Annotated in this window: 20 protein-coding genes; 12 read left to right on the forward strand and 8 right to left on the reverse strand. The window is 63.6% G+C overall.

Annotated features, from left to right (window positions below; genetic code table 11):
• Positions 1 to 37: 37 nt before the first annotated feature.
• Complete coding sequence (locus tag QFZ36_RS09955) at positions 38 to 445, forward strand: rhodanese-like domain-containing protein (RefSeq protein WP_306636009.1); 408 nt, start codon at positions 38 to 40, stop codon at positions 443 to 445.
• A gap of 39 nt (positions 446 to 484) precedes the next feature.
• On the opposite strand, the gene QFZ36_RS09960 is transcribed toward QFZ36_RS09955, so the two are convergent.
• The 7 genes from QFZ36_RS09960 to QFZ36_RS09990 form a co-directional block, all read right to left on the reverse strand.
• Entirely contained in the window at positions 485 to 1,105 is a 621-nt protein-coding gene (locus tag QFZ36_RS09960; RefSeq protein ID WP_306636011.1) for a bifunctional 4-hydroxy-2-oxoglutarate aldolase/2-dehydro-3-deoxy-phosphogluconate aldolase, read from the reverse strand.
• Positions 1,095 to 2,129, reverse strand: coding sequence for a sugar kinase (locus tag QFZ36_RS09965; protein WP_306636013.1), 1,035 nt, complete (start codon positions 2,127 to 2,129; stop codon positions 1,095 to 1,097). Before QFZ36_RS09965 ends, QFZ36_RS09960 begins: the two co-directional genes overlap by 11 nt.
• A gap of 24 nt (positions 2,130 to 2,153) precedes the next feature.
• Positions 2,154 to 3,323: an ABC transporter ATP-binding protein gene (locus QFZ36_RS09970; protein WP_306636015.1), complete on the reverse strand. Its 1,170-nt coding sequence runs from the start codon at positions 3,321 to 3,323 to the stop codon at positions 2,154 to 2,156.
• A gap of 4 nt (positions 3,324 to 3,327) precedes the next feature.
• Positions 3,328 to 4,134 carry a carbohydrate ABC transporter permease gene (locus QFZ36_RS09975; RefSeq protein WP_306636017.1) on the reverse strand — a complete coding sequence of 269 codons (807 nt, stop codon included), beginning with the start codon at positions 4,132 to 4,134 and terminating at the stop codon, positions 3,328 to 3,330.
• A 29-nt stretch (positions 4,135 to 4,163) separates the two neighbouring features.
• Positions 4,164 to 5,093 (reverse strand): carbohydrate ABC transporter permease, encoded by a 930-nt coding sequence (locus tag QFZ36_RS09980; RefSeq protein ID WP_306636019.1) that lies wholly within the window; start codon positions 5,091 to 5,093, stop codon positions 4,164 to 4,166.
• A 63-nt stretch (positions 5,094 to 5,156) separates the two neighbouring features.
• Complete coding sequence (locus QFZ36_RS09985; protein WP_306636021.1) at positions 5,157 to 6,437, reverse strand: ABC transporter substrate-binding protein; 1,281 nt, start codon at positions 6,435 to 6,437, stop codon at positions 5,157 to 5,159.
• Between the two features lie 88 nt (positions 6,438 to 6,525).
• A complete protein-coding gene (locus tag QFZ36_RS09990; protein WP_306636023.1) occupies positions 6,526 to 8,115 on the reverse strand; it encodes an N-acyl-D-amino-acid deacylase family protein in 1,590 nt (529 codons plus the stop codon).
• Positions 8,116 to 8,205: 90 nt separating this feature from the next.
• Between QFZ36_RS09990 and QFZ36_RS09995 the strand changes: the two genes are divergently transcribed.
• From QFZ36_RS09995 to QFZ36_RS10005, 3 genes are read left to right on the forward strand one after another with little or no spacing between them, the layout of a single operon-like run.
• Positions 8,206 to 8,940, forward strand: a complete 735-nt coding sequence (locus tag QFZ36_RS09995) for an IclR family transcriptional regulator (RefSeq protein WP_306636025.1) — start codon at positions 8,206 to 8,208, stop codon at positions 8,938 to 8,940.
• A gap of 18 nt (positions 8,941 to 8,958) precedes the next feature.
• Positions 8,959 to 10,080: an aminotransferase class V-fold PLP-dependent enzyme gene (locus tag QFZ36_RS10000; protein WP_306636027.1), complete on the forward strand. Its 1,122-nt coding sequence runs from the start codon at positions 8,959 to 8,961 to the stop codon at positions 10,078 to 10,080.
• A gap of 31 nt (positions 10,081 to 10,111) precedes the next feature.
• Entirely contained in the window at positions 10,112 to 10,492 is a 381-nt protein-coding gene (locus QFZ36_RS10005; RefSeq protein WP_306636029.1) for a RidA family protein, read from the forward strand.
• A gap of 277 nt (positions 10,493 to 10,769) precedes the next feature.
• Here QFZ36_RS10005 and QFZ36_RS10010 read toward each other — a convergent pair whose 3' ends face one another.
• Positions 10,770 to 11,720: a GlxA family transcriptional regulator gene (locus QFZ36_RS10010; protein ID WP_306636031.1), complete on the reverse strand. Its 951-nt coding sequence runs from the start codon at positions 11,718 to 11,720 to the stop codon at positions 10,770 to 10,772.
• Between the two features lie 242 nt (positions 11,721 to 11,962).
• On the opposite strand from QFZ36_RS10010, the gene QFZ36_RS10015 reads away from it, so the two are divergent.
• The 8 genes from QFZ36_RS10015 to QFZ36_RS10050 all read left to right on the forward strand — a co-directional run bounded on the left by QFZ36_RS10015 (position 11,963) and on the right by QFZ36_RS10050 (position 24,330).
• Complete coding sequence (locus QFZ36_RS10015) at positions 11,963 to 12,649, forward strand: isochorismatase family protein (protein ID WP_306639158.1); 687 nt, start codon at positions 11,963 to 11,965, stop codon at positions 12,647 to 12,649.
• The gene (locus tag QFZ36_RS10020) at positions 12,612 to 12,968 is read left to right on the forward strand and encodes a DMT family transporter (RefSeq protein WP_306636032.1); all 357 of its coding nucleotides are present in this window, start codon (positions 12,612 to 12,614) and stop codon (positions 12,966 to 12,968) included. The genes QFZ36_RS10015 and QFZ36_RS10020 overlap by 38 nt, the downstream gene beginning before the upstream one ends.
• Complete coding sequence (locus tag QFZ36_RS10025) at positions 12,965 to 13,285, forward strand: DMT family transporter (RefSeq protein ID WP_306636034.1); 321 nt, start codon at positions 12,965 to 12,967, stop codon at positions 13,283 to 13,285. The genes QFZ36_RS10020 and QFZ36_RS10025 overlap by 4 nt, the downstream gene beginning before the upstream one ends.
• A 174-nt stretch (positions 13,286 to 13,459) precedes the next feature.
• Positions 13,460 to 14,863 (forward strand): MFS transporter, encoded by a 1,404-nt coding sequence (locus QFZ36_RS10030; protein ID WP_306636037.1) that lies wholly within the window; start codon positions 13,460 to 13,462, stop codon positions 14,861 to 14,863.
• Positions 14,864 to 15,050: 187 nt separating this feature from the next.
• Entirely contained in the window at positions 15,051 to 17,360 is a 2,310-nt protein-coding gene (katG, locus tag QFZ36_RS10035) for a catalase/peroxidase HPI (RefSeq protein ID WP_373427034.1), read from the forward strand.
• Positions 17,361 to 17,876: 516 nt separating this feature from the next.
• The gene (locus QFZ36_RS10040) at positions 17,877 to 21,407 is read left to right on the forward strand and encodes a glycogen/starch synthase (protein ID WP_306636041.1); all 3,531 of its coding nucleotides are present in this window, start codon (positions 17,877 to 17,879) and stop codon (positions 21,405 to 21,407) included.
• Positions 21,404 to 22,411, forward strand: coding sequence for an aminoglycoside phosphotransferase family protein (locus QFZ36_RS10045; protein ID WP_306636043.1), 1,008 nt, complete (start codon positions 21,404 to 21,406; stop codon positions 22,409 to 22,411). The genes QFZ36_RS10040 and QFZ36_RS10045 overlap by 4 nt, the downstream gene beginning before the upstream one ends.
• Positions 22,408 to 24,330: an ABC transporter ATP-binding protein gene (locus QFZ36_RS10050; RefSeq protein WP_306636045.1), complete on the forward strand. Its 1,923-nt coding sequence runs from the start codon at positions 22,408 to 22,410 to the stop codon at positions 24,328 to 24,330. The genes QFZ36_RS10045 and QFZ36_RS10050 overlap by 4 nt, the downstream gene beginning before the upstream one ends.
• Positions 24,331 to 24,427 lie beyond the last annotated feature (97 nt).

Consider the following 24,427-nt stretch of genomic DNA (forward strand, 5'->3'; position numbering starts at 1 on the left):
GCCCATGCCGGCGAAGCGGCTCCGGTAAGTTGACCATATGGCTACCCCTTTCGAATTCTTCAAATCCAAGCTCCAGTATGAGATCGATGTGATGGATGTGGCAGACGGCCTGCGTGCCGGGGAGTTCGTGCTGGTTGATACTCGGCGGCGCGCATCCTGGGACCACGCTCATATTCCCGGGTCCCTGCACTTGCCCTCGGCAGAAATAACTACCGCTGCGCCGCATCACATACCTCTGGGGAGCCGGGTGGTGGTCTACTCCTGGGGCCCTGGTTGCAACGGCAGCACAGTAGGGGCGTTGGCTTTTGCTGAACTCAAATATCCTGTGCGTGAAATGATCGGCGGGATCGAATACTGGATCCGGAATGGGCTTCCTGTAGAAACCGCGGACGGCCTGATTTCACGGGAAGTCGACCCGCTGGTGCGCGCAGACCGCCGACCTTGACGGCCCTGTGCCCGGTCATCCCCACTTGGCAGTTCCCCGCTATACCTGCCCTGGAGTGCCCCGGGTGGCGATTATTTCTGCGAGCAGGTCGAGTTGGCGGCTGTCGTCCAGTGCTGAACCGATCGCGATCGTTGCCGCCCCTGCCTGAAGGAAGTCGATCGCGTTGGAAGCGTCGATCCCGCCTGTGGCGACAAAGGAGACCCCGGGGAAGGGTCCGCGCATTGCCTTGAACCATTCTGGGCCAAGAATGGATGCCGGGAATGCTTTGAGGACCGTGCAGCCCAGGCGTGCTGCTGACTGTATCTCGCTGGGGGTGGCCACTCCTGGGAGGTGCGGCAGTCCCAGGTCCCGGCAGAGGTTGACGACTCCCGGGTCCAGGCCCGGAGCGACCGTAAAGGCGGCACCCATCTTGGCGCTTTGCCGGACCTGTTCTTCTGTTACAACGGTTCCCGAGCCGACCGGTTTTTCACGTTCAGCCCCCGCTTCAATCACGGCCGCCAGCGACGGCACGGCGTCCGGGGATTGGATTGGAACCTCGACCAGGTCTATGCCGAGATCCCATGCTTTTGAGGCCAGTTCAACGGAACGCTTGGGATCCATGTTGCGCAGAATCGCCATCACGGGCTGTCCTCGAAGCAGATTGGTGACGTCAGTGGACACGGGTGTTTCCTTTCGGAGAGAGGGAATGCAGATCGTCAAGGTGCGAGGCGTTGAGCCGGATCCCGGACCAGTCTTCCCCGTCAAGTTCGCTGACGGCCAGGATGTCCTCGGCGGCAGGCAGCACTGGCAGGTCGCTGACGTGCTGCAGCGTCAGTCCGGCCATGAGATGCCCAAGGCGGAGTGCCCTCGGGGTGTCAAAACCCCGCAGGAATCCCGAGAGGTACCCGGCAGCGAAGGCATCGCCGGCCCCCACTGGTTCCACAACCTCCGCGGCCAGGGCGGGTTGACGGGTAACAGTCCCGCCTGCGAAGTGAACAGCTTCGATGCCCGCGTCCTTGACCACCAAATGGGGCACGTCGGGAAGGATTGCTCGTACGTCTTCCGCACTCTCAGTACCCCATAGTCCTTGCGCCTCATCCCTGCCGACCACCACGATGTCTGCATGGCGTGCCAGCTCGAGCAGTCGCTCGGCGGCTGCCTCGAGCGGCCAGAGGGCGGGACGGTAGTTGACATCAAAACTTATAAGGACATCGGGGACCCTGTGGTCAATGAGGATGTGCTGAAGCAGGCTGTTGGCCGAGGACGAAAGCGCTGCGGTTATCCCCGAAACATGGCAAAGGGTCCGTTGTTCAAGGGCCAGCAATGCGGAGTCGACGGGGCTGAGTGCAGAGGCGGCCGAGCCCGCGCGGTAGTAGTACACACGGCTTGCTCCCGGCTCGCGGTCTTTGAAGTAGACCCCCGTCGGACGCCCCGGATCCACCTGCACCCTGTCCAGTCGGACTCCCCTGCCTCGAAGGAAGTCGGCAATGATGTGTCCGAAAGGATCATTGCCAAGCCTGCTGATCCACTCGACCTCGTGGCCCAGATGCGCGATCCCAGCCGCAACGTTGCTTTCCGCCCCTCCCACGTGGATGCCCAAGTGGGAGTTTTTGGCCAGGCGCCCCTCATCGGGTGTCAGCAGCACCATGGTTTCGCCCAGGCATAATATCGGCGGCGTGCCGCCCGCCGCTCTTTCTGTGCTCATGGTTTTTCCAGCGGGAGCCGTCACCTAGTTGGCGGCCAGCGGCGCGGTGTCGAGCAGTTCGCCGTTATCCGCTGAGTACCAGAGGACGTCGTCAGGGTCGAACGATACCGAGCACATCTGGCCGTGTTCGAGCCAAACGTCGCCCACCAGCTTTGCATAGAACAGGTCGCGGGAAGCCCGCGCCCCCACTTCAAAGTCGTGGGCTTCGGTGCCGAATTTGAAACCAACAACCGTCTCCGCCCCCAGGTGCTCCACCGTGATGACTTGCGCCTGGTAGCCCTGCTGCCCGTCGGGATTGATGTTGACCTTCTCGGCACGGATGCCCAACTGCATGGCTCCCTCGGCCGTTGGTGAAGGGGCAAAAGGCAGTACGTTGCCGAACATCTCCATTCCCTGTCGGCTTCGGGTGACAGGGATGAGGTTCATGGGCGGGGCCCCGATGAACTTGGCCACGAAGGTGTTCGCGGGCCTGTCGTAGATCTCCTTGGGCGTCCCGTACTGCTGGACAACCCCGTCATTGAGGACAATGATGCGCGTTCCCATCGTCATGGCCTCGACCTGGTCGTGGGTCACGTAGACGAAGGTCTTCTTAACCCGGTCGTGGAGTGCCGAAATCTCGGCCCGCATCTGGGTTCGCAGCTTGGCATCGAGATTACTGAGGGGTTCGTCCAGGAGGTAAAGCGCTGGTTCACGGATCAGGGACCTTGCTACCGCGACTCTTTGCCGCTGCCCTCCCGAGAGGGCCTTTGGCCGCCGGTCCAAGTAAGCGGTCAGCTCAAGCATCTCCGCCACCTGGTCGATCTTGGCGGCGATGTCCTTCCTCTTCATCAGGGCGCGCCGTGCAAAGCCACCGGCCACAGGGATGTGATGCCACCAACGGAAGTTGTCCATGACCAATGGGAACCCGATATTGGCGCGCACGCTCATGTGGGGGTAGAGAGCATACGACTGGAAAACAAACGCTATGTTGCGCTTCTTTGGTTCCAGGTTGTTGACCACGACGCCATCGAAGCGGAGCTCGCCGGAGGAAATATCAGTCAGTCCGGCGATCATTCGGAGCATGGTTGATTTCCCGCAGCCGGACGGTCCCAGCAGGACCAGGAACTCCTTGTCCGGCACGGTCGCGTCGAAGTCCTTGATGACGGTGTTGCCGGCAAAATTCTTGCTTACCTGGTCAAATTCAATCGTTGGCATGGAGCTATCCCTTTACTGATCCGGCGGTGAGCCCGGAGACGATCTTGCGCTGCATGAGGAGGAAAAAGACCACGGCCGGGACAGTAAAGACCAGGGCCGCGCTGAACACAGTATCCAGTGGCGTCGAGAACTCCCCGATGAAAGAGGCCAGGCCAGTGGAAGCGACCCAGGACGACCGGTCGCGGATGAACGTCGTGGCGAACAGGTATTCGTTCCACCCGTCGAAGAACGTGATGACTGCGGCGGCGGCCATGGACGGTGCCACGAGCGGTACTACCATGACCTGGAGAATGCTCAGCGGGCTGCAGCCGTCCACGCGGGCCGATTCCTCCAGCTCAAAGGGAATGTTATCGATGGCGGACTTCAGGATGAACAGGGCCACCGGCATCGCGAATGCGGTGTTGACGAGCACCAGGCCACCGAGCTGGTTCAGCAGGCCGAGAGCCGCAAACAGCGAGTACAACGGCACCACCAGCAGGGCCTCGGGCAGCATCTGCGTGGCGAAGAACAGGAAACCCATCGGCCCTTTGCCGACGAACTTATAGCGCGAAAGCGCATATGCCGCCATGGTCGCCAGAATCAGGCTGAGGAAAGTGGTGCCAAAAGCGACGACGGCGGAATTGGCCATCCAGTGCAGGAACGGTGTGTCCGTGGTCAGGACAGAGAAAAGGCCGAAGGTCCTCGATATGTCGGGAATGATTCTTTGTTGCCCCTGGTACAAGTCATTGGTGGGCGTCATCGCCGTATTGATGATCCAGAAGAGCGGGAACCCGGCAAGGCAGGTCAAGAGCAACGCCAGAAAGGCCCTCACTCCGACGCTTAAACGTCTGTGCGCAATCATTAGTCCAGTCCGTTCTGCTTATTGGCCCGCTGTTCGACAACGAAATAGATCGCGGTGACCACGAGGGAGAGCACGAGGCCCAGCATTCCGGCCGCGGCCGCCAGTCCCAGCTGGCTGTTGTTAAAGGCCTCCCGGTAGACGTCGATGACAATGGTGTTCGTCGCGTCCACGGGCCCGCCCCCGGTCAGCAGCCAGATGATCTCGAAGCGCCTGAAAGACCAAATGGTCATCAGCAGTGCAACAACGCGAAGGGTGGGCAGCAAGAAGGGGAGGACTACCAGCTTGAAGGTGCTGTAGCTGTCTGCTCCGTCAATCCTGGTTGCCTCGTAGAGGTCCTCGGGAACCGACTGCAAGGCGGCCAGTACCACCAGCATCACGAAGGGAGTGACCTTCCAGACCGTGGAAATGACTACCGAGGGCATTCCGTAGGCCGGATCAGTCAGCCAGCCACGTTCGCCCAGGCCCAAGGCGCTGCTGGCAGCATTGGCGATGCCGGTCGAGTCGTTGTAGATCCATCGAAACACCAGCGCTACAGCGACCGTGGGAACAGCCCACGGCATCACCATGAGGGCACGAGCCAGCGTTCGTGCCGGAAAGTACCGGTTGATGACAAAGGCTGAGACGGTGCCGAGCGTCAGCGACAGGACAACGGTGAAGGCAGTGTAGATGAGCGTGGTGACCACTGATTTGAAGAAGGCCCCTCCGCCCAGCAGGTGGTCATAATTGTCGACGCCGATGTACCGTCCCGCCGTCGGGTTGAGAAGGCGTGTGTTGGTGAAGCTCAGGTCGAGCCCCTTCAGCAGCGGGACGACAGCGAACAGGAGCAAGTACAGGACGGCGAGTCCGATAAAAAGATATGGAGTCCAACTGAAGCGCCTGCGCGGGGTTGCCGGTGCCGAACGGGTGGTAGCGGTGGTGGTCGCGGTCATCGATGGGTTCTCTCGATAGGGTCGACTGCCCGGGCGGTAGCCGCCCGGGCAGGCCTGCGATTGCTAGGGAGCCAGGCTGGAGGCCTGTTGCTGCGCGGCGTCCATCGCTTCCTTGGCCGATATGCCGGTGGTGAGCATTCGTGCAACTTGCGTAAGGACGATGGTCCGCACCTGCGGCGTCTTGGTTTCAAAGCCCGGAATCACCACCGAGGAGGAGTTTTCCAATTGCTTGTAGAACGCGTCGATCCATGGATTGGCTTTGATCTTGGCGTCCGGGGCGGACACGCCAGTGGCGATACCGGAGGGGAACAGTGCATCCACGAACTTGGACTGGGCATCGGCCGTCATCATCCACTTGAGGAAATCCTTGGCAAGCGCCTTGTTCTTAGAGTGGGCGTTGATTCCTATGGAGAAGCCCGCATAGGCAGATCCGCCCTCTGGGAACGGCAATGGTGACGCCGACACCTGGGTGGACTTCACGCCGTCCTGGCTGGAGACCATGGTGAGCAGGGCGGAGGAGTTGTCGATGACCATTCCGACTTCCCCGGCGGAGAACTTGCTCCGGTACGTTGAGGCATCGTCGCCTACACCGAATCCCCCGGACTTGTAAGCCTTGAGGAAAGCATCCGCAGCAGCAACGTTTTCGTCACTGTTCAAGGTGAGCTTCTTGCCGTCCGACCACTTTCCGCCGTATCCGTAGACCCAGTTGCTGTAATCCGTGAACCAAGGCGCTTCCTCATTGAGCTGGTGCCGGACAACGAAACCGGTTTTTCCGGTCTTGTCCTTGATTGTCTTGGCGGCCGTAACAAGTTCATCTGCGGTTGTTGGCGGCTTCACGCCGGCTGTCGACATGATGTCGTTGTTGTAGAACAGGGCGTAAGGCACTGCCTCCCAAATCAAGCCGAGCTGCTGGCCGTCGAACTTGTAGTTTTCATTGGTCTTGCGAAGGGCTTTTTCACTGTTCGAATCCAGGATGCCGTCCAAGGGCTCAAGGGCACCGCTGGAGGCCAGCTCCGGGAAGAAGGGATCCGGAATGATCAGGATGTCCGGTCCGGCACCCGAGCCAATCTGGGTGCTGATGGTTTTCTCGTAATCGGCGCGGGTGATTTCCTGCTTCTCAATCTTCGCCTTGGTATTGACCTTTTCGTACTCCTTGACCGCGGCCAGGATGTTGTCGCCACGGCCCTTCTCCAACCACTGCCAGTTGGCGAAAGTAAGCGTCCCTCCCTCCGAGGCGGCGGGACCCGTCTCTGTTGTGCCGCCGCCCCCACCGCTGCAACCAGATAGTGCCAGGCTCAGGGCAACCGCCGCGGCTCCGCTCTTCATCACTGTTCGAATCTTCACAAGGACTCCCGAATTGTGCATATGTTGCAACAGCTGTTGCGCAATTGCTATATTGTCAGTTGCGGCTCGTACTGTAAATAGGAATTTGCTATTTCTGTATGCGGCGCACTGCCCGTCCTGGTTTTGCGGAAGTGCGGGTTCCCTGGCGGATGGTTGCTTCGCCGTTGACAAACACGTGATGGATCCCATCGGGCAGCACTTTGGGGTTGTCGTACGTGGCACGGGATCCTACTGCCTGGGCGTCAAAGACGACCAGGTCTGCCCAATTGCCCACCTTGACCACTCCGCGGTCAGCCAAACCCAGCCGGCGGGCTGGCCGCGATGTCGCGTGCAGGACGGCTTCTTCCAAGCTCATAACGCCAAGCTCCCGGACGTAGTGGCCCAGGAAGCGTGGAAAAGTTCCCCAACCGCGCGGGTGGGGCCGGTCACCTACGAGGATTCCGTCGCTGCCCACCGTGTGGGCTCGATGGCGCATGACCGCTTGCACATTCTCCTCGTTGCCAACCTGCACCAGGCATCCTGCACCGAAATCGTCAGCAACAAGCAGGTCCAGGAAGGCAGCGCCGGCGGAAGCCCCCCGCTCCCCTGCCATTTCCGTCACGGTCTTACCAACGGCCCAGGCGTTGTCGGTCCGTTGGGTGGAGGCGATAACGATCGTGGTCCAGTCCATCGGCACGCCGTGATGTCCGTCGGACCCTTCCACCTCAATCTCGCGAAGGATCCGCTGCCGAACCGTCGGGTCAGCCAGCCGCTGGCCCATCGCGTCCTTTCCGCCCTCGTGGACCCAGCTGGGGAGCAGGGCCGCCAGATAGGTCGCCCCGGCCAGGTAGGGGTAGGAATCAAGGGTGACGTCGAGGCCCGCACCCATGGCTTCGTCAATCGCGGCCAGCACTTCAACAGCCCTTCCCTTGTTCTGCGGAAAATTGACGTGGCAGTGAGCAAGATGCAGCGGGACCCCGGCAGCGCCGGCGATCTTCAAACAGGCCTGGTAACCCTCCACCACGTCCGCCCCGTAGTTCCGGTGATGGGGGCAGTAGTAACCACCGATCTCCTTGACGGCGGCCAGGGCATGAACCAGCTCCTCATCGGAGGCGTACATTCCCGGTGTGTACGTCAGGCCTGTCGACATTCCCATGGCGCCATCCCGGAGCCCCTGGGCAACAATGTCCCGGATCCTGCCCAGCTCGTCTGCAGTGGCGGCACGCGATTCAGTGCCCATCACCATCATTCTCGCCGTGCCGTGGGGTACGAGCACTGCAACGTTAGCGGCCGCTCCCTCATCTACCTTTGCCAGGTAGTCCGCGATGCTTCGCCAGGAGTAGTCCAATTCAGGAGTGCCATTCCAACCTGCGATTTGCTCCCGGGTGGCCGCCATCACTTCGTCGTTGACTGGCGCATATCCCAAACCGTCCTGGCCAACCACCTCCAAGGTGATCCCTTGGGCCACCTTGGAAACATGTTCCGGATCAGCAAGGACGGCGAGGTCGGAGTGTGCGTGCATGTCAATGAACCCGGGCGACACCACCAAGCCCCGGACGTCCAACTCCTCACCGCTGAAGTCCTGCCCTGGAGGGAGGATGCCGCTAATCCGGCCGTCGCTGACTGCAAGGTCAGCCGTAAACGCCGGCCTGCCCGTACCGTCAATGATCGAACCGCCCCGCAAAACTAAGTCACCCATTGCAGCCTCCGCTGAAGCATAAAAATGTTGCACTCTTTGCACAGGGGTGTGCAAGACTGTTGGAACACTGCGAGTATATAAGGGGAGTGAATGTCTCAAGCCGTGCAGCGGGCAACCGAAATCCTGGAATTCCTGGGTGAGGGCCCCCGGAGCCTGAGCGAGACGGCCAAGCGCTTCAATGTGCACCGCTCGACTGTCCTGCGGCAGCTGCAGACACTGGAAGAAGCTGGTTTTGTGCTGCGTCGGGGGAACGGCCACTACAGCATCGGGCCAACGATGATCGCGATCGCCCAGCAGGCCCTGGACAGCCTCGACCTGCGCTCCGTCGCCCACGACGAGATCCGGAGCCTGCATGCACGCACCGGCCAGACGATCCACTTGGCGCAGCTTGTCGAATCAACGGTCATGTACGTGGACAAAGTCGAGGGACAGGACAGTGTCCGGATGTACTCCCGCATTGGAAAGACTGTGTTGCCGCACGTCACCGGGGTAGGGAAGGCAATACTCAGCCAGCTTTCAGAGAGCCGCCGTGATTCCACCCTGGCAGGTGTGGAGTGGAAAGCATTCACGCCAAACACGCTTGCCACACGGGAGGCACTTGATGAGCAGTTGGCCGTCATAAAAGACCAGGGGTGGGCGATCGACAACGGAGAGTTCGAGGACTTCGTCAACTGCATCGCCGTGCCCATCACCAACTCCAGCGCAAGCACTGTAGGCGCCATCTCCCTCACGGCAATCAAGGCCGTGGCCACCGTGGAGGACCTCATGGTGCATCTGGACGACATCCGCAGCACCGCCCAGACCATTTCCCGCCACCTCGGCTAGTCACCAACGAAAGGCAGCATGAACTTCTATTCCGGCTTGGGCCTAAAACCCGTCGTAAACGCCGCCACAACCTTCACCGCGCTCGGTGGCTCCCTGATGCCCGAGGAGGTGCTGGAAGCGATGAAGGAGGCGGCGGGCTCTTTTGTCGACATGCACGAACTGCATCTGGCAGCCGGGAAGCGGCTGGCCGAAATCACCCGCAATGACGCCGCCTACGTCACCTCCGGCTGCGCGGCGGCCCTAATCCTTGCGCTCCTGGGCATCCGCACAAACGGAGACCCCCGGATCCTTACCGAATTCCCCGGCCGGGACCTTGCCCCCAGCGAAGTCATTATGCACGCGGCCCATCGCATTCCCTATGACGCAGCGATAGCAATGTCCGGCGTCACTATCCGCCAGATTGGCAACATCCAGCAGACGTTTGACTGGGAGCTGGAGGCAGCGATCACGGAAAAAACGGCGGCCGTCCTGTACGTGGCAGGAACGCATCTTCCACAGGTCGCCTTGCCCCTGCCCGAAGTTGTACGAATTGCCAGAAAAAAAGGCATACCGGTGATTGTCGATGCGGCAGCGCAGCTTCCGCCAGCCGAGAACCTTTGGCACTTCACCAAGAACTTGGGCGCGGACATTGCTGTATTTTCCGGGGGAAAGGCGCTGCGCGGGCCGCAAGCCAGCGGACTAATGGTGGGAAGCCCCGACATCATCGAAGCAGCCCGCCAAAACGGAGCACCCTTCCAGCGCTGGGCACGGGCCATGAAAGCCGGCAAGGAAGAGATAGCGGGGCTCCTGACCGCCGTGGAACGCTTTGTCAACCTTGATCACGCTTCGCTTCATAGCCAATGGCTCGCAACAGTGGAGGCCTGGCATCAGGGACTCATGAACCTCGACGGTATTTTCCTCCGCCCTGAAGCCCTCAATGAAGCCGGCCAGCCAGTCCCTCGCCTCTACGTCGGCATCAACGATGCCGCCCGGGCGGCCCGTTCCCTGTCCGCCCTCACGGCAGCAAACCCGCGAATCGCGGTCCACCCGGACGTACGAAACGGTACGCCGCACGGATTCTGGATCGGACCGGACCTGCTTCAGGACGGCGAAGCAGAGGTCGTGGCCGAGGCGGTACGCACAGCAGTCGCCAGTTCGTAAGACAACACCCACCATCCACACAAGGAGAACCATGACCAAGCAGGCCATCACCATTCCCAACGCCCCGGCCCCGGCTGGACCATACAGCCAGGGGATCGTCGCCAACGGCTTTCTGTACACCGCAGGGTTCGGCCCCCAGGATCCTGCCACGGGAGAAGTCCCCGAAGGCGTCGCAGACCAGACCCGCCAGGTGCTTCGAAACATCGAAGCGGTTCTTCGCGAGGCGGGCGCCACCTTTGCCGACGTCGTCAAGGTAACCGCGCATCTCCAGCACCTCAAGAGGGATTTTGACGAATACAACCAGGCATACGTGGAATTCTTTCCCGCCCCTTTTCCCGTCCGCACAACCGTCGGTTCGGACCTCTATGACATCCTCGTCGAAATAGACGTTGTGGCCGCCCTGCCCCAGTAGCAGCGGCGACACCATGCCCCGGAGGCCCGCCGGCCCGCCGTCTTCGAACGACGGCGGCTCCTGACGGGGTGAGATTATCTTGAAGAAAACGAGGACCACAGGGGGCGGTACCCTGGAGAACACCGTGTTAGCGAATGCTTCTGTTGTCGTCATTCCATCTTCGATGGCTTTGCGGACGTCGTTCTTGGTGCTTGCTTTTAACGGTGGCTTGAGGATCTCGTCCTCTATGCCGGCTGCTACGGCAAAGACTCAGCCGCAGTCGGGTGAGCGGAAATTGCTATCCCAGCCGCGCATCAAACCGCCGCCTGTACTCCGTTGGTGTCGTGGAAAAGGCGGCCGCGAAGTTCTGCCGCAGGGTGACGGCGTTGCCGAATCCGCACTCAGCGGAGATCTGGTCGATTGACAGGTCTGTGGTCTCGAGCAGCCGGCGGGCAGCGTCAAGGCGGCGGGCCCGGATCCAGGCTGCCGGCGTTGTACCGGTTGCTGCCCGGAAGGACCGGACGAAGGTGCGGCGGCTCAGGTGCGCCTGGGCAGCGAGCCGGTCGATGGTGAGGGGCTCACCCAGGCGGCCCAGGGCCCATTCGAGCAGGCGCGAGATCGGGTCATCCGTGGAGCGCTCCGGCACCGGATGCTCGATGTACTGCGCCTGCCCGCCCTCCCGGTGCGGAGCAATGACCAGGCTGCGCGCCACCTGGTTCGCGGCTTCCGCTCCCAGCTTGGCGCGCACCAGGTGCAGGCAGGCATCCAGGGCGGAGGCCGTGCCGGCCGAGGTCAGGACGTCACCGTGGTCGATGTACAGCACAGAGCGGTCGAGCGGGACATCTGGATGCCGAACAGCCAGGGAATCAAACGCCTGCCAGTGTGTGACCGCCCGCCGCCCCGCAAGCAGGCCGGCGTCGGCTACGGGGATCGCCCCAAGGCACAACCCCAGAATTGGCGCCCCGCGACCGTGTGCCCTTTGAAGCACCTGCCGCAGCGACTCGCTGGGGACGCGCCCGTCGTCGAACCATGAAGGCACCACCACAACGTCCGCTTCTTCGGCGGCCGCCGGCCCTTTCACCTCGCCCAGCCCATAGCCCTCAGCGGTTGCAATTCCGCCTTCCTGGTCAGAGAAAAGGACCGTCTTCCACGCGGCAAGGCCTTGGCGGGCCACCTCGTCAAAAACCATCTGCGGAACAGCGAGGTGAAACATCGTTGCGCCATCGAAGGCGTACACGGCGATCCTCATCCAGCTCCCTTCCTCTACTTTGGCCCGAACCCATCGTATATGCGCCTTCGTGCCACTGTTGGTGCGCCTCGCTCGCGGGAAGACTGGAAAGGTCGCCAGAAAAGGCAGTCAAGCAACCATCAGGGAGAAACAAGAACATGAGCACCCCCCGCCGCGCACTCATCCTCATCGACGTCCAGCAGCAATACTTTGATGGCCCCCTCGAAATCCAGTACCCGCCCCACTAGGAATCCCTTCCCACCATTGCCAAGGCAGTTGACGCTGCCACCGCCGCCGGCATTCCCATCGCCGTGATCCAGCATTCTGCCGGTGTTGGCGCGCCCGTCTTTGCCCCCGGCACACCCGCCTTCGAGCTCCACCCCGAAATCGAACGCCGCAAAACCGGTGAATGGAAGTCGCTGGTTAAGCAGTACGGCTCTGTCTACGCCGGTACGGACCTCGCCGAATGGCTGCGGAAGCACGACGTTGACACGGTCACCTTGGTTGGCTACATGACCAACAACTGCGTGCTCGCCTCCGCCGTTGAGGCAGAGTTCCTTGGCTTCACTACCGAAGTCCTCTCAGACGCCACGGGCGCCATCAACCTTGCCAACGACGCAGGCTCCGCCGACGCGAAGACCGTGCACACAACACTCCTCACGCTGCTGAACTCCAACTGGGCAGCGGTGGCCGATTCGGATACGTGGATCAACGCGCTGGGCGCCCGGCAGGCACTCTCAAGGAGTGACCTCGGCAGCTCCGCAACCGCGGGCCTGGAGCTCGTCCCCAGGCGTAAACAGACGCCCCGGCTTCCCGCCCTTCTCCGCCCGGCGGGAAGCCAGGGAACATCGCCGGCGATCGCGCCGTTGCAAACACGGGGACCAAGCCCCACCGAATCTCAAGGACTGTTACATGAAGTGGATTCTTCTCGCCGGCGCGATCCTGAGTGAGGTGACGGCGTCCCTCTCCCTGAAAGCCGCCCTGGATAATCCCGCCTTCTTCGTCGTGGTTGTTGCCGGCTACACCGCCTCCTTCGGCTTCCTCGCAGGAGTCCTCCGCAAAGGCCTCGGCCTCGGCGTCGCCTACGGCATCTGGGCCGCGCTAGGAGTAACGCTCACCGTGCTGCTGGCAGCCCTCATCTTTGGCGAAGCGCTGACCCCCATGATGCTGGTCGGCGTCGCCATGGTCATCGGCGGCGTGCTGTGCGTTGAACTCGGGTCACACAAAGAATCCGCAAAAGAGCCGGCACGAGAAATGGTGGGCTCATGATGTGGCTGCTGCTGGCAGCAGCCATCCTCACCGAGGTGACCGCCACCTTGTTCCTGCGTGTCGCTTCCACCGGCAAGCGCCGCTGGTACATACCTGTCGGCGTCGGGTACTTCCTGGCGTTCACCCTCCTCACCCTGACCCTGGACCAGGGAATGAGCCTCGGGGTTGCCTACGGCATCTGGGCGGCTGCCGGCGTCGCACTGACCGCCCTTGCCAGCCGAATCTTCTTCAAAGAGACCATCACCCCCGTCATGATGCTGGGGCTCGGCCTCATCATCGGCGGCGTCCTGCTCATCGAACTCGGCGCAGCGCACTAAGGCAGTAGATACGCCTTCCCTCCTCACGTTGACGTAACGGGCGTCACCTTCTATGATTAATGAATCGATTCAAGGGAAAGGGCTTTCCAAGCCCTGGAACCGTCAAGATCACCTTGACCATCCGGAACAGAACAGATCCGGTTCCTTGCCAATGACGACGAAGGAATTCATCGAATGAGCACCATCCCCGGTGAAAGCCGCTCCATCCCGGAAGTAAGCACCGGCCGGCGGGACCCGAAGAAGGCCGCCATGAGCGGCTGGATCGGCAGCGCACTTGAGTACTACGACTTCGCGCTGTACTCCCTGGCCGCGACGCTGATCTTCCCGGCCATCTTCTTCCCGTCCGAGAACAAGACCGTGGCCATCATCGCCTCGCTGGCCACGTACGCCGTCGGCTACGTTTCCCGTCCTGTAGGCGCGGTTGTCCTGGGCGCCTACGGTGACCGGCACGGCCGCAAGAAGGTGCTCGTCTTTGCCATGTTGCTGATGGGCTTCGCGACCTTCGCCGTCGGACTCCTGCCCACGTACGGACAGGTCGGTGCCCTGGCTCCGATCCTTTTGGTGATCCTCCGCCTGATCCAGGGGTTCGCCGTCGCCGGTGAACTGGGCGGAGCCAGCGCGATGATCGTGGAGCACTCCCCCGATGCCAAGCGCGGCTTCTTCGCAAGCTTCAGCCTGCAGGGCACGCAGGTGGGCTCCATCCTGGCCACCGCCGTCCTGCTTCCCCTGTCGGCCATTCTCCCCGCCGACCAGTTCCAGGCCTGGGGCTGGCGCATCCCGTTCCTGCTCAGCGCCTTCGTGATCCTGGCCGGCTACCTTATCCGCCGCCGCGTGCAGGAGCCGCCCGCATACCTGGCGGGGACGGAAAAGGGTAAGGCGAAGCCCCGGTTCCCGATCGTTGACCTCGTACGCAGCCACCCCTGGGTCATGGTCCGCTGCGTCATCATGACGTTCACCAACGTGGTGGGCATGGCAACACTCATCTTCGGTGTCTCCTACGCCACCCAGAAGGGCTACGGCAACGGCTTCACCAGCAGCGAATTCCTCTGGGTGACCCTCGTGGCCAACGTGGCCGCCGTCCTGACCATCCCGCTGTTCGGCGCACTGTCCGACAGGATCGGCCGGCGGATGCTGATGGTGGCTGGCGGCATCGGCGGCGGTGTGCTCGCCGGCGGGTACCTGTGGGCCATCGAGCAGGGAAGCCTCGCACTGGTCTTCGTCTGCATCGTGATCGTCCAGGGCATCTTCTTCCAGATGTGGAACGCCACCTTCGCAACGTTCTTCCAGGAGCAGTTCCCCATGCGGATCCGCGTCACCGGGTTCGCGGTGTCGCAGAATCTCGGCCTCATGATCGCATCGTTCTTCCCCAGCATCTTCACCGCGATCGCCCCGCCGGGATCCACCAACGTCCCCATGGTCATCGGGCTGACCACGTTCGGCATCTGCGCCGTCGCGGCGCTGGCCACCCTCCTGTCCCCCGACACCAAGGGCAAGTCCCTTGATGACCTCGAAGCGAACAAGGCTGGCGCGGAATCGCCAAAGCCCGCGATCGCCCGCGAGAGCGTGACGGCGAGCTAACTCATACCGTCCTGGGGGCTGACGTGAGTGGCACCCAGGGCAGAGAGGACGACGGCGGACTTCCCGCCGTCGTCCTCTTCCGTTAAGCACCGGCAAGCATGTGCCGGGCCCCTCCCCCGGGCTTCCCGCTCATGGTTACATAGGAGGGTTGAACCGGCCGCCCGAGTCCGACCACGGCCTCGGCCAGATGGAAGGAAGCACATTGACCGATCCCCAGGAACATCCCCCGGTTCCCACCCCCGGAAGCGCCCAGGGCCTGGACACCAAGGCTGAGGGCGGATGCCCTGTGGCCCATGACAGCGTTACCTCGCACGGCAGCGAGAGTGAGAACCCGGCGATCGATTCGCCGCAGCCCAAGGGGCACCGCCCGCGGACTGTCGCCGACTGGTGGCCCAACCAGCTGGATCTCTCAGTTCTTCACACGCATGGTCAGGCGAGCAACCCGCTGGGCCCCACGTTCAGCTACAGCGAGGAATTCCAGAAGCTCGACGTTGAGGCGCTCAAGCAGGACATCACGCAGGTCCTCACCACCTCCCAAGACTGGTGGCCCGCGGACTTCGGCCACTACGGCGGCCTGATGATCCGGCTGAGCTGGCACGCCGCCGGCACCTACCGTGTCCACGACGGCCGCGGCGGTGCAGGGGACGGCAGCCAGCGGTTCGCGCCGCTGAACAGCTGGCCGGACAACGCCAACCTCGACAAGGCCCGGCGGCTGCTGTGGCCGGTCAAGCAGAAGTATGGCCAGAAACTCTCCTGGGCGGACCTGCTGGTCCTCGCAGGCAACGTCTCCCTGGAGTCGATGGGCTTCCAGACCTTTGGCTTCGCTTTCGGCCGTGAGGATGTGTGGGAGCCCGAGGAGATTTTCTGGGGACCTGAGGACACCTGGCTCGGCGACGAGCGCTACATCGGCGAAGGCCAGATGTCGGAGGAGGTCGGCTCCACGGAAATGGGCCTGATCTACGTCAACCCGGAGGGGCCGATGGGCAACGCGGACCCGCTCGCGGCCGCAGCGTTCATCCGCGAAACCTTCAAGCGCATGGCCATGAATGACGAGGAGACCGTGGCGCTGATCGCCGGCGGCCACACCTTCGGCAAGACGCACGGCGCCGGCGATGCCGACGCCCATGTGGGCCCCGAGCCGGAGGGCGCCGACCTCGAGGCGCAGGGCCTGGGCTGGCTCAGCACGTACGGCAGCGGCAAGGGGCCGGACACCATCACCTCGGGCCTGGAGGTCACCTGGACCGACCGGCCCACCGAGTGGAGCAACCGCTTCTTCGAGATCCTGTTCGGGCACGAATGGGAGCTGGTCCAGAGCCCCGCGGGCGCCAAGCAGTGGGTGGCCAAGGACGCCGAGAAGATCATTCCGGACGCACACGACCCGGAGAAGAAGCACCGGCCCACGATGCTCACCACGGATCTCTCGCTGCGCGTCGACCCGATCTACGGGGAGATCTCGCGGCGCTTCCTGGAGAACCCGGACGAGTTCGCGCTCGCGTTCGCCAAGGCCTGGTACAAACTGCTGCACCGCGACATGGGTCCGGTGGGCCCGCACCTGCTGGGGCCGTGGGTCCCGGAGCCCCAGCTCTGGCAGGACCCCATCCCGGCCGTTGATCACGAGCTGATCGGTGAGCAGGACATTGCGTCGCTTAAGGCCAAGTTGCTGGACTCCGGGCTGTCTGTTTCGCAGCTCGCCAGTACCGCGTGGGCGGCAGCGTCCACCTACCGCAAGACCGATAAGCGCGGCGGCGCCAACGGCGGACGGATCCGGCTGGAGCCCCAGCGCGGCTGGGAGGCCAACGAACCCGAGCAGCTGTCCACGGCTTTGCAGGCGATCGAGAGGGTGCAGCAGGAGTTCAACTCCGCCCAGGCCAACGGCAAGAAGGTTTCGCTGGCGGACCTGATCGTCCTCGGCGGCTGTGCCGCGGTGGAGAAGGCGGCGAACGACGGCGGGTTCCCCGTCACAGTGCCGTTCCGGCCCGGCCGGACCGACGCCGCCCAGGAGCAGACCGACGTCGAGTCCTTCCAGTACCTGCAGCCGCGGGCGGACGGGTTCCGCAACTACGTCCGCCCCGGCGGAAAGCTCCCGCCGGAGACTCTCCTGCTGGACAAGGCGTACCTGCTGGACCTCTCCGCGCCGGAAATGACAGCGCTGGTTGGCGGCATGCGCGCCCTCGGCACCAACGTGGGCGGTTCCAACCACGGAGTCCTCACCGACCGGCCTCAGGTCCTGACGAACGACTTCTTCGTCAACCTGCTCTCCCCCGGCACCAAGTGGAAAGCGTCCGAGGCGGAGGAGAACGTCTACGAGATCACCGACGTCTCCACCGGAGAACTGAAGTGGACCGCCACACCAGTGGACCTGGTCTTCGGCTCCAACTCCCAGCTCCGGGCGTTGGCCGAGGTTTACGCCAGCGACGACGCCAAAGGGAAGTTCGTCAACGACTTCGTGGCGGCCTGGGTCAAGGTCATGGAGCTGGACCGCTTCGACCTGGGCTAAGTTCGATTTACTGAAGACTGCGTCCGGGCCGGCTGCTTCCTGCGGCCGGCCCGGATTGCTCATCATGCCGTTTTCAAGTAGGGTGATTGCCCGCAAAATAGGGGAGGTTGCCCGAATTGTGGGGGGTTCTTGCCCTTTAATAGGGGTGATTCTCCGTTGAGGACACACAGTTCCCTATGCCAGAATGGGCGTGGTTTCGCTTGTCCGCGATGGGAAATTCGTCGAAAAGCAGAGTCGTGTCTGGCCGTGTGACTCAGCTCTTACGCGGCCGGTTCGGTCCCCGCGATACCTGGGGACGTGCCGGGTTGTGGGTGGCAACTCAGCATTCTCCTACAGCCATGGCGCCCGTGAGCCTGAACAAGGCCTCCCAGTAATCGGAACTGGCGGTGGAGCCGTTCCGATCAATGATGGGAACGGCGATCATGACCCGGTTCCTCCGCCCAGGCTTTTATGTTGGCTCGAAGACGAACCGCACCGGAATAACCGGAGTGATTCTGCGCCCAGGATGCCAGCCCGATGCTTACTGATCCGTCTGTCCCCGCCAACGGGACCAGGGACGGGGTCCTCCTCAAGGTGGAACCGCCGGAGGGCGCTTTCACTGCCCCGGCCCTCACGCTGCAACGGGTGCTCTTCGCCAGCGCCGAGGCGTACCCGTTCATGAAGGTGGGCGGACTGGCTGACGTCAGCAGTGCTCTGCCGAAGAGATTATCCCGGCTGGGCTTTGACGTCCGTCTGGTGATTCCGGCTTACAGGGGCCTCGGAGGCAGCCCGGTGCTGACGATCGATGTGCCGTTGGGTCCGATCGCCGAGCGCGTCATTGTTCGCCGGCTCCCGTCCTTGGGCGGAGTGGACGTAATCGCACTTGACGCTCCGGGGTGGTTCGACCGGGAGTTACCGTACAGCTATCAGGACAACGACGTCATGCCGTTTGTGCTGTTCTCCAAAGCAGTCACAGCGCTGGCTGCCCAGGGAGAGTGGCTTCCGGACATCATTCACTGCAACGACTGGCATTGCGGGCTCGTGGCGCAGGAAGTCCGGCAGGGACTGCACAGGCAGGCGCTAGCAGGAACCGGGATCGTCTTCACCATCCACAACATCGCCTATCAGGGGCCTGTAGGGGCCGCGACCGACCAGCTGATAGGACTGCCGCAGGGCGGAAGCTTGCTCGAACGGGGCATCGCATTCGCAGACCGGATAAACACCGTTAGTCCCCGTTACATGGAGGAGATCCTCACCCCGGCCCAGGGAGCGGGTTTGGACGGGCTGCTGCGGGCCCGCAGGGGCGCCGCCCGCGGCATCCTTAATGGCGTCGACTACGACGAGTTCAGCCCCGGGGTGGACCCGTGGATTGACACCCGCTACAACGGCGATTTCATCGCAGGCAAGGGCGCGAACAAGAAAGTCCTGCAGAAGCTCAGCAACCTGGAGCCCGCTCCAGACCGACCGGTCTTCGGCATGGTGGCCCGGCTGGTATCCCAGAAAGGGATCAGCCTGCTGACTTCCGCTTTGGAGCAGTTCGTCGCCCGGGGAGCCCAGGTGGTGGTGCTGGGTGAGGGTGCGCCCCGGTACCGGCGCCAACTGCAGTCGGCCACCCGGAGTTACCCCGGAAGCGTGAGCTACCATCCCACGTCGAGTGAATCCCTGGCCCGGCAGGTCTACGCCGGCAGTGACTTCTTCCTTGCGCCATCCGTTTTCGAGCCGTGCGGGCTGACGCCGCTGATCGCCCTGAAATACGGCACCATCCCCATCGTGCGCCGCACCGGCGGCCTCGCCGACACCGTGACCGATTACGTCGAGGATCCGGCCGAAGGACTGGGGTTCGTCTTCGTGCAACGCCGCGTCACGTCCATGCTGTCGGCTGTGGACAACGCACTGGCACTCTACTCACGGACGCCCGAAATGAACCATCTCCAGCGGAGGGCAATGAGGGCAGACTTCTCCTGGCGGATGCCTGCGCGTGAGTATGTGGCCGTGTACGAGGAGGCCCTGCACTCACGCAATATCATCGAGGTCAGCCGGGGCACCGAACAGACCAGCCAGCCGGGACTCCGGCCGAGGCCGGGTTCCGCTCCGCTTCCCTTGGCGCTCGTCCACCATGCCAATCAGTTCCTGATTACCGACGGCTATCAGGACCGGGAGGGCCTGACCTCACTGCTTAGGGGGTACAGTGCGCTGCTGCGGCTGCACGAGAAGTACCGCGTCCCGCTGAACCTCCACCTGTCCGGGACACTGATTGAAGCCGCAGCCTGGCACCACCCTTGGTTCCTGGCGGAGGTCCGCCGGCTTCGCGACGTCGGCCTGGTCTCACTCATGGGCGGGACATACTCCGAAAACGTCCTTACCGCCTTCGGCAGGGAATACAACCGGCGGCAACTGCAGGAGTTGTTTTGGCTCTACCGGCACCACCTCGGGTGCGCACCCGGCGATCTGGAGATCTGCTGGGTTCCTGAGCGGGTGTGGGATACGGACCGCCTTGCCAAGGTCCTGACCGACCCTCGGCTGCCGAATGGCGGATATCGTTACGTCCTGCTCGATGATCGGCTGCTGTATCCCTCCGATGGTGCCCACGGCGTCAGCGACAGGCTTGAATTTGATGGCGCTGACCCGGCCAGCCCTCCTCCTTCGGATGCCCTTCGCCCATACCGTATCAAGGGCGGCAAGGGCCTGCAGATCGTGCCGATGTCGACCCGGCTGCGCTACTGGATTCCTCCTGATGACAGGAGCCACTGGCGTAGCCTGTCCCGGGCTGCCGAGCTTCCAATGGCTCCCGGTGATGACAGCATCCTGGTCTACGCGGACGACATGGAAAAGAGCGCGGGAGTGGGGCCGTGGCATCCCAGTGCCCTCGGCCGGTATGAGGAGTTCCTGCGCTGGCTTGCCACCCAGCCCAAGCTTTTACCTGTGGACCTGTCATCGTGGCTTCGCCAGCGCCGGAGGAGCCCGGCTGTCCGGGTTGTGGAACGCGGGACCTTCGTGGAGCTGGCCAAGGACTGGCACGCGGGCGAAGACTACAGCGGCTGGGGCAAGGACGAAGCGTGGGCCCCTTACCAGGAGCACCTCGCCCGGGCCCGCCGTGTAGTGGCCGACGCAGAGCGGGCGGGCGCAGAACCCCGGCTGACGGCGCTTGCCTGGAAGCATGTGCTTGCTTCCGGGTATGAGACGGCATGGCACGACATTGACCACCCCGACCGGCTGCCGGCCCCTTGGGCCAAGGCTGTGGCCAGCCATGTGCGGGCCGCCTGCGTGTTGGCCGCCGCCGCCGGATGGTTCGGCCGGCAGGTCCGCCCGCTGGAGGCCGAAATGATTGACATTGACGACGACGGCGTCGAGGAGCTGGTGCTGCGAAACGAGCACCTGTTCGCGGTGCTCGCCCCGAAGCATGGCGGCCGGCTGGTCTACCTGGCGTATCGGGGCCCTAACGGGGGCGTTTTAGTAATCGGCAACCCTACTGACGACTGGAACCGCCAGGAGGAGCTGAACACTTACATGGACGTGCCAGCCAACCACCCCGGCGGCCTTGCCGATGGCGGAGGCGTCCACGACCGATACGACGTCAGCATCCACTGGGGGGACGGAATCATCGTATCGGAGCTGAGGAACGTGCAGGAGGACAGCCCTCTGTTCGGGTTGTGCAAAACCGCGGTCCTTGATGATGCTGCCCCTGCCCTGCTAGTGGCCTACGACCTGCCTGCGGGGGCAGACGGAATCAGCATCCATACGTGCCTGTCGCCGGACTACTACCGTTTGCTCCGCCATGGCGTGGCAGAGCTGCAGCGTACTGGAGGAACCAGTTGGCAGGGCGCCTCCAGCAGGGCAACCCAGGTATGGGTAGCGCTGGCCGACGACGAAGACAGCGCGTGGTGCGACCCGGAAGCACCGGACCCGGGGCACGGGGTCCTCATCAGCCTGCGTGCGCAAGTAGGCTCCTTCCACCTGCTCATCGGCCTCGGCGAGATTGACGAGGAGGCCGCCCAGGAAATGGTGAAGTCGGGCCGGGAACGGCTCGCCACCCTGGCCGCAGGCGAGCTGACGGGAGACCGAGCGTGAGCGCACCAATCCCTGACATTGATGCACGTGCCCAGCGGCAAGCGATTGCCGAGTCCCTGCTCGCCTCGCCGCCACCGCTTGATGCCCTTCCTCCGGGACGGGCGCAAGTGCTCACACGCTCGGTTGTGCATGCCTCCCGGAGCCGGCCCGTTGTCCGGTGGACCGTAGCCCTTGACTCCGGGTCCGGCACCTCCACTCTGCTCGCAGTGATCGGCAAGGGCTACCGTGCCGGCGGCGGCGAGCAGGCATGGCGGTTGCTCAGGAGCCTGCGTCAGGCCGGCTTCGATGAGGCAGAACTCAGGGTTCCTGCGCCATACGGGTTTGACCCGTCGCGTCAGCTTCTCGCGCAAGAGGAGGCCCCAAGCACCACGCTGCATTCACTCTTGGACGGCGACCCACGAACGGCCGCGCCCGAAGCCGGCCGGGCAGGGCGCTGGCTGGCCCGCCTGCACCACGTCAGGGGCGTTCATGCGCCCGACCTGGCGGCAGACTTCGAGCGGCTCAAGCTGGCCCAGTATGCCGAGGCGTTGGCCGGGCTCTTGCCCAAGGCGGCCGCGAGAGTGGCAGAGCTCACCGCAGCCACCATTGAGGAGCTGGCCAGGACCGACGGGCCCCGCGTGCTCACACACGGCGACTTCCAACCCAAGAACATCCACTTGGACCGGTACCGTTTCGTGGTCATCGACTTCGATCGCGCCGCATGGGCCCCTGCCGGGCGGGACCTCGGCCATTTCATCGGGCAGACCCTGACCATGGGCGCCTCCCGGCACGGAAACCTGACGGCCGCCGTGCCCTGGGTGGACGCGTTCCTGGAAGACTACTCGGCTGCCGGCGGCGATGAAGGTGCAGTCCGGTCCGTCCCCGCCTACGTTGCCCGCACCTTCGCCGAGGTCCTTTTCTACCGCCTCGTAGTTCGCCCGGTCAGGGACTCCTCGTTCGTCCCTGACTGGTTGGACGCCTGGGAACGGGCTGTGAGCGCCGCCGCGGGAGGGAGGTCCCGGTGAGACGAACCAGCCGGCGCCAGACTCCCATCTCTGCGGCAGGCACTCCTATTCCCGTCATGCAGGCCCACATGATCCTGCGTACCTTCGGACCGTTCCTGCGCCCGCAATGGCCCGGCTGCCTGCTGGCCGCGCTGCTCGCGGTCGCCGGGACGGGCATCGCGCTGCTCAAGCCATGGCCGCTGAAGTATCTCTTCGACGAAGTGCTGTTGCCCACCGGGAACCCCACCAGCCAGGACATCCAGTACATCCTGGTCCTGGTCGTCGCGGCGCTGGCCGGCATCGCCGTCCTGGACTCCTTGGTCGGCGCAGCCCGAAGCTATATCCTCACCGTGGTCGGCGAACGCGTCTCGGCATCAATCCGTACCAAGCTCTACGATCACCTGCAGCGGCTGCCCCTTGCGTATCACGAAGGGACACCAACAGGTGAACTGACCACCCGCCTGACTGGAGACGTCGACAAGGTGCGGGCACTGCTTACCGTGACGCTCGTTGACGCCTCAACGCACGTGCTCACACTGGCCGGCATGGCCGGGGTGCTGCTGGTCATGGACTGGCAACTGAGCCTGGCGCTGCTGTTGGTGCTGCCACTGTTGCTCCTCACGGTGTCCAGCTTTCGAGCCCGCATCCGCACAGTGGAGGAAAACGCGCGCGACAGCGAGGGCGACCTGGCAGCGGTAGCGCAGGAGTCACTGGTAGCGATCAAGCTGGTCAAGGCCGCAGGACGGGAAGATGACGAGTCCAAGCGCTTCCGTCGCCACTCCGATGCCGCAGTCACTGCTGTGCTGCGCTCGGCGCGGACAAGCGCCGCATTTGGCGCCGCCGTGGACGCTGTGGTGGCTGTAGCCACCACAGGTCTGATCTGGCTTGGAGCCCAGCGTGTGCTCAAAGGCGCGCTGACACCAGGAGACCTGGTCATCTTCACCTCCTACCTGCGTGACTTCTTCGGCCCAACACGCGCCCTGTCCAAGCTGCCCGCCCAGCTGGCCCGAGCCGGCGTGCGCGCGGCCCGCATCGCCGACACCCTCCGGCGCAGCCCTGACATCCAGGACAAACCCGGTGCCCTTCCCGCCGGCCCACCCCGGAAGCAGCTGAGCCTGCACGGGGTCGGATTTTCCTACACCCACGACCGCCCCGTCCTGCGGGATGTGGACCTGACGGTCCCAGTGGGCAGCACCCTGGCAGTTGTCGGACCCACCGGGGCCGGGAAGTCCACAATCGCTGCCCTTATGTGCCGGCTGCAGGACCCCACCAGCGGCCGGGTCCTCCTGGACGGGACGGACCTGCGTGACCTGACTGGCGCCAGCCTGCACACCCAAGTGGGGCTGGTTACCCAGGACGCCGTGCTGTTCCGGGCATCCGTACGGGAGAACATTGCGTACGGCCGGCCCGATGCCTCGCTGGAAGAGGTCCAGGACGCAGCCCGCGCGGCCCAGGCCCACAACTTCGTGCAGGCGCTGCCCCGCGGCTACGACACCGTGCTGGCTGAGCGCGGGGCAACGCTGTCCGGAGGCCAGAAACAGCGGTTGGCACTGGCGCGCGGATTGCTGCAGGGCTGCCCGGTCCTCGTGCTCGACGAACCGACGACGGGTCTGGATGCCCAATCCGAGCACGCGCTGCTGGAGGCCCTCCTGCGCGTGGCATCCGGGCGGACCACAGTGATCATCACGCATCGCATGGCCGCGGCCATGGCAGCAGACGAGATCGTCGTCCTTGATGCGGGCCGGGTAGTGGAACGCGGTACCCACCACAGGCTCATCGCCCGCGGCGGCCTGTATGCCGAGATGTGCCGTCTGCAGGGCATCACCGGCTTACGCCCCGCATGGAACGGCACCAGCCACGGCAATGGGCGCCACCCCTCACCACAGTCCGAAGTCGAAGCTGACCAGCCCACTACCTACCTGAGAGGAAGCCGACCATGACCGGGCACAGCACCCAGCCGGACCCCACCAACTTGATAGCTGGCGTCACCGGTAGCAGGACGCATGTACCGTCCGGCGCACGAGTTCACTGGATTAC

The organism is Pseudarthrobacter siccitolerans (genome assembly GCF_030823375.1).
Lineage (GTDB): Bacteria > Actinomycetota > Actinomycetes > Actinomycetales > Micrococcaceae > Arthrobacter > Arthrobacter siccitolerans_A.